The following is an 11915-nucleotide window of genomic DNA, read 5'->3' as shown; positions in this document are numbered from 1 at the left end:
GCGCGCCCGATGCTTTTCGTCAACCGGCCTTGCGGATCGTCGTCTTCTCGAAGAACCGGTTGGGCGGCCGCTTCAGGCCGAGATTCTCGCGCAGCGTGGAGCCCTCATACTGCCGCCTGAAGATGCCGCGCCGCTGCAGCTCGGGCACCACCTTCTCGACGAAATCGTCGAGCCCGGCGGGCAGATAGGGAAACATGATGTTGAAGCCGTCCGATCCCTCGGTGACCAGCCATTCCTCCATCTCGTCGGCAATGGTTTGCGGCGTGCCGACGAAGGCGAGCCCGGAATAACCGCCCAGCCGCTGGGCAAGCTGGCGAATGGTCAGGTTTTCGTTCCGGGCAAGCTCGATGACGCGCTCGCGGCTGCTCTTCGAGGCATTGGTCTCGGGTATGTCCGGCAGCGTTGCATCGGGATCAAAGGCCGACGCGTCATGCCCAAGCGCGATCGACAGTGAGGCAATGCCGCTCTCGTAATAGACCAGGCTGTCGAGCTTCGCCCGCTTGGCCCGCGCATCCTCGACGCTGTCGCCGACGATGACGAATGCGCCAGGCAGGATCTTGATGTCGTCCCGGGAGCGGCCGAACTTCTGTGCCCTGCCCTTGACGTCGGCAAAAAAGCGCTGCCCGGCGGCAAGATCGCCATGGGCGGCGAAAATCACCTCGGCCGTCTCGGCGGCCAGTTGCCGCCCGGCTTCCGAGGCGCCGGCCTGGACGATGACCGGCCAGCCCTGCACCGGCCGCGCAATGTTGAGCGGGCCACGCACGGAGAGGTGTTCGCTCTTATGGTCCAGCACGTGCAATTTGGCGGGATCGAAATAGAGCCCGCTTTCGGCGTCGCGGATGAAGGCGTCGTCGGCAAAACTGTCCCACAGGCCGGTCACGACATCGTAGAATTCCCGCGCCCGGTGATAGCGCTCGTCATGCTCGACATGTTCGTCCAGCCCGAAGTTGAGCGCCGCATCGGGGTTGGACGTGGTGACGATGTTCCAGCCGGCGCGTCCGCCGCTGATATGGTCGAGAGACGCGAAGCGCCTAGCAATGTGATAGGGCGCGTCGAAGGTCGTCGACGCAGTGGCGACCAGCCCGATGTGATCGGTGACGGCGGCCAGCGCCGACAGCAGCGTGAACGGCTCGAACGAGGTCACGGTGTGGCTGCGGCGCAGCGCCTCGATCGGCATGTTGAGCACGGCCAGATGGTCGGCCATGAAGAAGGCGTCGAACTTCGCCGCCTCCAGCGTCTGGGCGAAGCGCTTCAGATGCGCGAAGTTGAAATTGGCGTCAGGATAGGCGCCGGGATAGCGCCAGGCGCCGGTGTGCAAGCTGACCGGGCGCATGAAGGCGCCAAGCCGCAATTGCCGTTTTTCTGCCATGGGAAGACATCCTGATGAGGACGAGCGTTGCCGCTCCGGTGTCGCTCAACATGGAACCGCATTGCGGCCCTGGGAAGGAATTCTGTTTTGCAAAATCGGCAGCGGGGAGCATTTTCATCGGTGCGACGGACCAGCCGTCACACCGCATCATCCGCCATAGCTGACGGCGGATGATGCGATGAAACCTCCTTATTCCGCGGCCAGGGCCAGTTGCGGCCGCTCGGTCGCCAACTCTGGCTCGGGCGCCTGCTCATTGTTCACCACCTTCTTCGGCTCGCGGCCAAAGAACAGGGCGTAGCCAGCCGGCAGCACCAGGATGGTCAGCACGGTGGCAACCACGATGCCGCCCATCATGGCGTAGGCGAGCGGCCCCCAGAACACGGCGCGCGAGATCGGGATGAGCGCCAGCACCGCCGTCATCGCCGTCAGCACGATCGGCCGGAAACGACGCACGGCCGAGCCGATGATGGCCTCCGAACGTTCCATGCCTCTGGCGATGTCCTGGTCGATCTGGTCGACCAGGATGATCGAGTTGCGCATGATGATGCCGAGCAGCGCGATGACGCCGAGAATGGCGACGAAGCCGAACGGCGCGCCGCTGATCAAAAGCGCGGCGGCAGCCCCGATGATGCCGAGCGGACCGGTGGCCAGCACCAGCATCGCCTTGCCGAAGTTCTGCAGCTGGATCATCAGGAGCACGACGATGATGGCCAGCATGACCGGCGCCTTGGCGGCGATCGACGCCTGGCTTTCGGCCGAATCCTCGGCACCGCCCTGGATCTCGATCTTGTAGCCGGGCGCCAGGCCGTCGCGCAGGCCCTGCATGTCCTTGTACATCTTGGTGACGACGTCGTTGGACTGCACGCCATCGGGAAGCGTTGCACGCACGCTGATCGTCGGCAGGCGGTCGCGGCGCCACTCGATGCCTTGCTCCAGCACCGGCACCACCTTGGCCACCTGCGACAGCGGCACGAAACCGCCGAAATCGGTCGGGATGTAGACCGAATCGACCGAGGACAGCAGGCTGCGGCTGGCATCCGGCTCGCGGGCAACGATGGAGACCGTCTCCTCGCCGTCGCGGAAGTCGTCGAGCGGCGCACCGGCCATGGTCGCCTGCAGCATCTGGCGGATGCGCTGCGAGGTAACGCCGAGCGCCCGAGCACGATCCTGGTCGATGACCAGCTTCATTGCCGGCACCGGCTCGAGCCAATCGTCATGCACCGCGCCCAGCAGCGGATCCTCGCGGAATTTCGCCTTCACCTGGTCGGCGATGCGGCGCACCTCCTGGCGATCGGGACCCATGACGCGCATCTGCACCGGCCAGCCGGTCGGCGGTCCGAGGAACAGGCGATCGACCTTGGCGCGGATCGAGGGGAAATCCTCGGCCAGAACCGTGCGCAGCTTGACGATCAGCCGCTCGCGCGCAGGCTCGTCATTGGCCATGACAAGCATCTGGGCGAAGTTCGGGTTGCGCAGCTGCTGGTCGAGCGGCAGGAAGAAGCGCGGCGCGCCTTCGCCGATATAGGTGGCGATGAAGCGCTTGTCCTTGTCGTCCATCATCTTGGCTTCCAGCGCCTTGGCCTGCGTTTCGACCTCCTTGATGCTGGTGCCTTCCGGCAGCCACAGATCGACCAGGATTTCCGGCCGCGACGATTGCGGGAAGAAGTTCTGCGGGATGAACTGGAACGCCCACAGGCTGGTGCCGAAAGTCACCAGCGTCATGACGAGAACGATGATGCGGTGGCGCACGGCCCAGCCGACGGTAGAGCGCAGCCGGCGGTAGAAGCGCGTGTCGAAGACATCGTGATGGCTGCCGGCATGCTTGCGCTGCTTGAGGATCATGTTGCCGAGCCACGGCGTGAAATAGACCGCGACGAACCACGAGACGATCAGCGCGATGCCGACGACATAAAACAGCGTGCGCACATATTCGCCAGCCGTGGAAGCGGCGAAGCCGACCGGGATGAAGCCGGCGGTGGTGATGAGCGTGCCGGTCAGCATCGGGAAAGCGGTCGACGTATAGGCGAAGCTAGCCGCCTCGATCTTGACCAGCCCCTCCTCAAGCTTGCGCTCCATCATCTCGACGACGATCATGGCGTCGTCGACGAGCAGGCCGAGCGCGATGATCAGGGCGCCCAGCGAAATGCGCTGCAGGTCGATGCCGAGCTCGTACATGATGGCGAAGGTAGCGGCCAGAACCAGCGGGATGGCGATGGCGATGACCAGCCCTGAACGCCAGCCGATCGACAGGAACGAGACGACAAGCACGATCAGCAGCGCCTCGCCGAGCGCATGCATGAATTCGGCCACTGCATCGGTGACGACGCCCGGCTGGTCGGAAATCTGGTCGACCGACACGCCATAAGGCAGCGCTTCTTCAAAGCGCTTGTAGGTCGCCTCGACGTCCTTGCCGACATCGGTGACCTTGAAACCCTTCGCCATGACGACACCAAGCTGCACGCTGTCATGACCGTTGAAGCGGTATTTGCGCTGGAAGGGATCCTCGAGCCCGGAGGTCACGGTGGCGATGTCGCCGAGACGGGTTACCTGCCCACCGGCACGCAGGCGCAATTCCCTGATGTCGGCGGCCTTGGTGACGTCGCCTTCGACGGAGATGCGCACCGAATTGACGCCGGTGTCGACGGCACCGGCCGGATCGACATTGTTCTGGCCCTTGATGGCGTTCTGCAGGTCGGTCAGCGTCAGGCCGCGCTCGGCCAGCGCCTTGGACGAGACATCGATATAGAGCTTTTCCGGCTGGTCGCCGATGATGACGGCCTTCTCGACGCCTGGCGTGGTCAACAGCATGTCGCGCGCCTGGATGGCGAACTTCTTCAACTCTGGATAGGAGAAGCCGTCACCGCTGATCGAATGCAGGGTGATGAAGGTGTCGCCGAACTCGTCGTTGAAATAGGGGCCGAGCAGGCCTTGCGGCAGGTCGCCGGAAATGTCGCCGACCTTCTTGCGCACCTGATAGAAGGCGTCCGTCACCTCGGCGGCGTTGGTGTCGCCCTTGATCTGCACGGTGATGATGGCGCTGCCGGCGCGCGTGAAGGAGCGCACGAAGTCGAGATGCGGCGTTTCCTGCAGCTTGCGCTCGATCTTGTTGACGACCTGGTCCTCCATCTCCTGGATAGAGGAACCCGGCCAGATCGCCTGGACGACCATCACCCGGAAGGTGAAATCGGGGTCTTCCTTCTGGCCCATGCGCATCAGGCCGAGCGCACCGGCGATGATGATCAGCCCGAACAGGAAGCGCGCGATGGAGGGATGACCGATGGCCCAGCGCGACAGGTTGAAGGGCCGCTTTTCTTCAGTGGAGGTCGTCATCGTTGCAGGTCCACTTTGCTTGTTTGCCGGCGCCTGGCGCTTCGAAGAAGCAGGGCGCGCGAAACGAAATCATCCGTGTTCGATCTGGCTTCCGGGCGGCGAGGCTTTCCGAGCGGAGAGACACTCATCGCGGTGGGACGCTAGGTCGATGCGGGGGTACATCGGCCGTGACGTCTCAACCTTCGGGCGCACGCCGCCCGGAAACCTGCGGCCGCGGGAACGCGCGGCCGACCTATCTGTCCTCAGCGCAGCCGGCTGGCGTCGTCGCCCTCGGCGGACGCGGATTGCTGCGCCACGCCGCCGGCGAGCTTGACCTTCAGATTCTCGGTCATGAACTGGGTGCCGGCGGCGACCACGACATCGCCGGGTTTCAATCCTTCGGCCACACGCACGCCATCGGCGGCGAACTTGGCAACCTTCACCGGACGGGCATGAACGGTGTCGGCGTCACGATCGACGGTCCAGACGATCGACTGGCTGTCTTTCTCCGCCAACGCGCTCAAGGGGATCGAAACCAGCTGCTTTTCGTTGGCGGCCGAGGCCTCGATATTGGCGGTCATGCCGAGAAGCACACGTGGATCATTGGGCAGGCTGACACGGACGGCGAAAGTGCGCGACTGTGGATCTGCGCTGCCGGCAACCTCGCGGACCTTGCCGTCGAGCGCCAGCGCGCTGTCCGACCAGAACCCGGCCTTGACCGACTTGCCGGGCTTGAACTCGGCGATCTCCATTTCCGGCACCGCGATCAGAACTTCCTTTTCGCCGTCGACCGCGACAGTGACCACAGGCGTGCCGGAGCCGACCACCTGGCCGACATCGGCGTTGACAGCCGTGACGATGCCGTCCCTGTCGGCCTTGAGGTCGGTATACCCGACCTGATTCTTGGCCTGGTCAAGTGAGGAACGGGCGGAGTCGCGCGTGGCGACCGCCTGGTCATGGGTCAGCGTCGCCTGTTCGAGCTGCGATTTCGGCGCGAAGTTTTTGGCGAAAAGCTGCTCGGCGCGCTTGCGCGCAAGCTCTGTCGTCTCGACCTGCCGTTCGGCGGCATCGAGCGCTGCCTGCGCGCTCTTGACCGACAGATCGTAGTCGGTGGGATCGATGCGGGCGAGCACATCGCCCGGCACCACATGCTGGCCGATGTCGACCAGACGTTCGGTGATCTTGCCGTTGACGCGGAAAGCCAGGGCGCTTTCGGTGCGGGCCCGCACCGACCCCGAATAGGAGAGCGTGCGGGAGTCATGCGCCTGGGCGATCTCGACGACCTTGACCGGGCGGATGATTTCCTTGACCTCGGCCTTCTCCTGGCTGCAGCCGGCAAGCGCGAGCGCCGCGACTACCAGGCCCGCGACCGGCAACCCGCGGATGATGGAATGGGACAAGGACATAGTAATACTCCCGACTGGAGGCGGACTGCCGACACCGGCGACCGGCGGCTATTTCAAGGCTCTGATGGCGTAGTCGATAAGTTCGTCGGGCATTGCCCGGTTGGTCTTGGCAAGGCACTGCGCCACCATCTGCGGGTGGCAAAGGATGATTGTAGCGGCGCCGAAGCAGCGTGACGCGGTCACCGGGTCCTGCTTGGCGAACTCGCCGGCCTCGATACCCTCGCGGATCACTTCCGCGAAGAGATCGTGGATGCTGTCGACGTGCTTGTCGATGACGCCCCAATCGCGCTCAAGCGCGACGATGACCATCTCATGGACCTTCTGCGCATCGAGCATGGTCTCCAGCGTCATCTTGTATTGCGCATGGATGTAGCGACGAAGCCGCTCCTCGGCGCCGATCGGCAGGTGCATGATCTCGTAAGCCATCTTGTAGCTGGCGCCGAGCATCCGGCCGCACACCGCCTGGTGGATTTCGACCTTGGAGGCAAAGAAACGGTAGATGTTGGCCGGCGACATGCCAAGCTCGCGGGCAATGTCGGCTACATTGGTCTTGCCGTAGCCATAGTGCCGGAACAGGCGCTCGGCGCAGTCGAGAATGCGGGTCACATTCTCCTGTCTGGCGGTATCGACCATGATGTTGGCGGCTTCGGACATGGCTCTTTCGTTTGACAAGTGACGAATTTCAATTTTCGTCAGTCGTAAATTGAAGAAGGTGGGATGTCAACGCGAAATCGACGTACGCGTTCAATATCGTGACAGATGGTGACATCCAACAGACGTCACCAAGCGGCCCAAGGATGCGGGCAACTCGAAATATTTTTTGAGAGGCAGTCGCTCTTCAGGCGAGTTTGGCCATTTCCCGGAGCCGGAATTTCTGGATCTTGCCGGTCGAGGTCTTTGGAATCTCGGCGAAAATCACGGCTTTCGGCACTTTGAAGCGGGCAAGCAGCGCACGGCAGTGCTCAATGATCTCGGCCTCGCTCGCCGTCTTGCCGGGCTTCAGCTCGACATAGGCGACCGGCACCTCGCCCCATTTGTCGTCATGGCGCGCCACAACGCCGCAGGAAGCGACGGACGGGTGTTTGTAGAGCGCATCCTCGACCTCGATCGAGGAAATGTTCTCGCCGCCCGAGATGATGATGTCCTTGGAGCGGTCCTTGAGCTGGATGTAGCCGTCGGGATGCATGACGCCGAGATCGCCGGAATGGAACCAGCCGCCGGCGAAGGCCTCGTCGCTGGCCTTGCGGTTCTTGAGATAGCCCTTCATGACGATGTTGCCACGGAACATGACCTCGCCGATGGTCTCGCCGTCGGCCGGCGTCGCCTGCATCGTTTCGGGGTCCATGACGGTCAGGCCTTCGAGCGCGGCGTAGCGCACGCCCTGCCTTGCCTTCTTGGCGCTGCGCTCGCCCTTTGCGAGATCGTCCCATTCGCCGTGCCATTCGTTGACCACGGCCGGGCCATAGGTCTCGGTCAGGCCATAGAGATGGGTGACGGCAAAGCCGGCATCGGCCATCCCCGACAGCACGGCTTCCGGCGGCGGCGCGGCCGCGGTGTTGAAGGTCACCGTCTGCGCGAACGTGCGCTTGTCCTCATCCCGGGCGTTGATCAGCACCGACATGACGACCGGCGCGCCGCAGAGATGGGTGACGCCGTGATCGGCGATGGCGTCGTAGATCGGCTTCGGCCGCACCCAGCGCAGGCAGACATGGGTGCCGGCCTGGACGGCCAGAGTCCACGGAAAGCACCAGCCATTGCAGTGGAACATCGGCAGCGTCCAGAGATAGACGGCGTGCTTGGCCATGCCGGCATGGATGGTGTTGGTGTAGGCCATCAGGGCGGCACCGCGATGGTGATAGACGACGCCCTTCGGATTGCCCGTCGTGCCCGAGGTGTAGTTGAGCGAGATGGCGTCCCATTCATCGTCGGGCATCGACCAGGCGAAATCCTCGTCGCCGCCGGTGACAAAATCCTCATAGTCGAGCCCGCCAATCCGTTCGCCCTTCGGATAGGGGGCGTCGGCGGCGTAGTCGGGATCGTCATAGTCGATGACCAGCGGCTTGACCTTGGCCAGATCGAGCGCCTGCCGGACGACGCCGGAGAATTCGCGGTCGACGATGAGCACCTTGGTCTCGGCATGGTCGAGCTGGAAGGCGATGACCGCGGCGTCGAGGCGGGTGTTGAGCGAATGCAGCACCGCCTTGGTCATCGGCACGCCGAAATGCGCCTCCAGCATCGGCGGCGTGTTGGACAGCATCACGGTGACCGTGTCGCCCTTGCCGATGCCGCGCTTTTGCAGCGCCGATGCGAGCTTCAGCGAGCGGTGCCAGAAATCGCGGTAGCTGATGCGCTGGCGGCCGTGGATGATGGCGATGTGGTCGGGATAGGTCTTTGCCGCGCGCTCCAGATAGGTGAGCGGCGTCAGAGGCTGGTGGTTGGCCGCGTTCCTGTCCAGATCCTGTTCGTAGGAATTGCCCATCCCGTCCTCCCCAAGTCCTTTTCGAGCTTTCTAACCTTAGGGCTCTCGTCAGGCCATCCCCCTGAATGGTCGAAAATGCTATGCTGTCCGGACTTTGTAGAACGACCATCCCGGATGCGTTTTGTTTAGAGGCGATCGCACTCACGCATGCCAATTTGACTTTTGTCGAGAGCCGTGACTAATGTCAGCCGAGGAGACGGCATGGCGATCCGACCGGCAGAACAACTCATTCACAAAGCCGCCTGGCTCTACTATGCGCATGGCCTGCGGCAGGACCAGGTTGCGAGCCAGCTTAACATTTCACGTGCTTCGGTGGCCATGTATCTGCGCAAGGCGCGCGAGACCGGCATCGTCAACATCTCGACCTCGACGCAGCTGTTCACCGATGACGTGATGGCGCGCAGGCTCGAGGATGCCTTGAAGCTCGACGCGGTCTGGATCGCGCCGGAGAACGGCTATATCCCGGACCCGTCGACTGATATCGCCGTGCTGGCGGCGAGCGTCTTTCTCGAACTGGTCAAGAAGGGCGACCGCATCGGCGTCGCCTGGGGCCGCACCGTCTATACGATCGCCGACATCATGTCCTATGCCGACCTGCAGGATGTCACGGTGGTGCAGCTCTGCGGCAATCTCGGCGCGCCCTACTCCTATCGGCCCGACCAGTGCACCATGGAAATCGCGCGCCGGCTCAACGCCAAGGGGCTTAATTTCTACGCGCCGCTGGTGCTGTCGACGGAAGATCTCGCGCGCGCGTTGCGCGCCGAGCCGGTGATCCGCGAACAGCTGGCCGGCATCAGCGATTGCAATCTCGCGCTTTTCTCCGTCGGCACCGTCGATGCAGACAGCCATGTCGTCAAATGCGGCGCGCTCGACCCGGACGAAATGGCCGCGCTGCGCGGCATCGGCGCAGCCGGGGTGATTGCCGGACAGATCATCGACGCCAGGGGCGAGGCGCTCGATTGCAGCTACAACCGTCGGGTCATTTCGGCTGAACTCGGCTCGCTGCGTGCCATCGAAAAACGCTTGATGGTGGTGCAGGAGGACAGCAAGTTCGAGCCCCTGCTCGCGGCGCTCGCGGGCGAGCTTTGCACGCATCTTGTGGTCGGTGCGCATATGGCGCAACGGCTGCTCGATCATGCCGGAGCGGCACCACAAAAAGCATCCTGAAAAGGCACCCTTCGCCGGCGCATTGTCATCAAGGCGTCGCGGCATTCCTGTTTCACCACCCAAGACAGCAACTGGACGAAGCGAACATGAAGAATTTGTGGAACGACGACACGGCCGAGAAACTCGTCGCCGACTATGCCAAGAAGGGCGTCGGCCGCGACCTCGCGCTGCGCGTCTACACGACGCGGCTGCTGGGCGGCGTGCCGCAGCTGGTCCTGCATGGCGGCGGCAACACGTCCTGCAAGATCAAGGCGACCGACCTCGTCGGCGATGAATGGGATGTGCTGTGCGTCAAGGGCAGTGGCTGGGACATGGCCGTTATCGAGCCGCAGGGACTGCCGGCGGTCAAGATGGGCGCCCTGCTCAAGGCGCGCGCGCTGGACAAGCTCGCTGACGAGGACATGGTGGCGCTGCAGCGGGCAAACCTCATCGATCCGTCCTCGCCCAATCCCTCGGTCGAGACGCTGCTGCATGCCTTCCTGCCGCATAAATTCGTCGACCACACCCATTCGACCGCTATCCTGGCCATCGTCGACCAGGAAGACTCGAAGCCGCTAGTAAAGACGGTCTTCGGCGAGAAGATGGGCTACGTGCCCTACATCATGCCGGGCTTCGACCTTGCCAAGGCGGCGGCCGACGTCTTCGATGCCGACCCGACGGTGGAAGGACTGATCCTCGACAAGCACGGCATCTTCACCTTTGGTAACGATGCCAAACAGGCCTATGACCGGATGATCCACTATGTGAACGTCGCCGAGGAGTACGTCGCCAGGAACGCCAAGCCGAAGGCTGCCAAGGCGGCGTTGCCGGCAAGGCTCGCGACGCCGGCGTCCATCGCGCCGATGCTGCGCGGCGCCGTTGCGGTGGCGCGCGGCGAAGGCCGCTTCGACCGCATGATCTCTGACTTCCGCACCTCCGACGGGATCGTCGATTTCATCAATTCGGCCGCCATCGCCGACTATGCCGGACGCGGCGTGTCGACACCGGATCTGTCGATCCGCATCAAGACCGGGCCGATGGCGGTGCCGGCGCCCGATGCCGACAAGGTCGGCGACTACAAGGCCGTCATCAAGAGCTATGTCGACGCCTTCGCCAAGGAGTACCGGGCCTATTTCGAGACCAATGACGCACTCGACGACGTCAAGCGCACCATGCTCGACCCGATGCCGCGGCTGACGCTGGTGCCGGGGCTCGGCATGTTCGGCCACGGCCGCACGCTGAAGGATGCCAGGATCGCCTCCGATGTCGGCGAGATGTGGATCGAGGCGGTGCGCGGCGCCGAAGCCGTCGGCCGTTTCCATCCGCTGTCCAAGGCCGATTTGTTCCCGCTCGAATACTGGTCGCTCGAACAGGCCAAGCTTGCCTCCAACAAGCCGAAGCCGCTGACCGGCCAGGTGGTGCTGATCACCGGCGGCGCCGGCGCGATCGGCGCTGCGACGGCAAAGCTGTTCGCCGATAATGGCGCCCATGCCGTCGTCGTCGATCTCGATGCCGAGAAGGCCGCCGATGCCGCCAAGAAAGCCGGCAACAATTCGATCGGCGTCGCCGCCGACATCACCGACCCGGCCCAGGTGCGCGCCGCCTTCGACAAAGCTGTGGCCGTCTTCGGCGGCGTCGATATCCTGGTCTCCAATGCGGGCGCGGCCTGGGAAGGCCGGATCGGCGAGCTCGACGATGCGCTGCTGCGCAAGAGCTTCGAACTCAATTTCTTCGCCCACCAGTCGGTGGCGCAGAACGCCGTGCGCATCATGCTGGAACAGGGCACCGGCGGTGTGCTGTTGTTCAACACCTCTAAGCAGGCGGTCAATCCCGGTCCGAAATTCGGCGCCTATGGCGTGCCGAAGGCGGCGACTTTGTTCCTGTCCAGGCAATATGCGCTCGACTACGGCGCCCATGGCATCCGCTCGAACGCCGTCAACGCCGACCGCATCCGCTCCGGCCTTTTGACCGACGCCATGATCGCCAGCCGCTCCGGCGCGCGCGGCGTATCGGAAAAGGAATACATGTCCGGCAATCTGCTTGGCCAGGAAGTGACGGCGCAGGATGTGGCGCAGGCCTTCCTGCATCACGCGCTGGCCGAACGCACCACCGCCGACGTGACGACGGTGGATGGGGGCAACATCGCGGCGGCGCTGCGGTAGGGTTTCCGGCAGATAACAAAAAGGGCGGCTCGCAGGCCGCCCTT

Annotated in this window: 7 protein-coding genes; 2 read left to right on the top strand and 5 right to left on the bottom strand. The window is 63.7% G+C overall.

What is annotated here, in order from left to right; genetic code table 11:
- Nucleotides 1-19: 19 nt before the first annotated feature.
- From FJV83_RS02380 to FJV83_RS02360, 5 genes are all read right to left on the bottom strand, one after another.
- Nucleotides 20-1369, bottom strand: a complete 1350-nt coding sequence (locus FJV83_RS02380) for an LLM class flavin-dependent oxidoreductase (RefSeq protein ID WP_095786690.1) — start codon at nucleotides 1367-1369, stop codon at nucleotides 20-22.
- A 189-nt stretch (nucleotides 1370-1558) separates the two neighbouring features.
- A complete protein-coding gene (locus FJV83_RS02375; protein WP_095786691.1) occupies nucleotides 1559-4699 on the bottom strand; it encodes an efflux RND transporter permease subunit in 3141 nt (1046 codons plus the stop codon).
- Nucleotides 4700-4941: 242 nt separating this feature from the next.
- Nucleotides 4942-6084 (bottom strand): efflux RND transporter periplasmic adaptor subunit, encoded by a 1143-nt coding sequence (locus FJV83_RS02370; RefSeq protein WP_095786692.1) that lies wholly within the window; start codon nucleotides 6082-6084, stop codon nucleotides 4942-4944.
- A gap of 48 nt (nucleotides 6085-6132) precedes the next feature.
- The gene (locus FJV83_RS02365; protein WP_095771150.1) at nucleotides 6133-6738 is read right to left on the bottom strand and encodes a TetR family transcriptional regulator; all 606 of its coding nucleotides are present in this window, start codon (nucleotides 6736-6738) and stop codon (nucleotides 6133-6135) included.
- 184 nt (nucleotides 6739-6922) lie between these two features.
- Nucleotides 6923-8563 (bottom strand): acyl-CoA synthetase, encoded by a 1641-nt coding sequence (locus FJV83_RS02360; protein ID WP_142875332.1) that lies wholly within the window; start codon nucleotides 8561-8563, stop codon nucleotides 6923-6925.
- Nucleotides 8564-8764: 201 nt separating this feature from the next.
- Between FJV83_RS02360 and FJV83_RS02355 the strand changes: the two genes are divergently transcribed.
- Both FJV83_RS02355 and FJV83_RS02350 read left to right on the top strand, forming a co-directional pair.
- Nucleotides 8765-9730 carry a sugar-binding transcriptional regulator gene (locus FJV83_RS02355; RefSeq protein ID WP_095786694.1) on the top strand — a complete coding sequence of 322 codons (966 nt, stop codon included), beginning with the start codon at nucleotides 8765-8767 and terminating at the stop codon, nucleotides 9728-9730.
- An 86-nt stretch (nucleotides 9731-9816) separates the two neighbouring features.
- Nucleotides 9817-11871, top strand: a complete 2055-nt coding sequence (locus tag FJV83_RS02350) for a bifunctional aldolase/short-chain dehydrogenase (protein ID WP_142884943.1) — start codon at nucleotides 9817-9819, stop codon at nucleotides 11869-11871.
- The last annotated feature ends 44 nt before the right edge of the window (nucleotides 11872-11915 follow it).

The sequence above is a fragment of the Mesorhizobium sp. WSM4307 genome (genome assembly GCF_007003945.1).
Lineage (GTDB): Bacteria > Pseudomonadota > Alphaproteobacteria > Rhizobiales > Rhizobiaceae > Mesorhizobium.
This window is presented reverse-complemented; position numbering and strand designations above follow the sequence as displayed.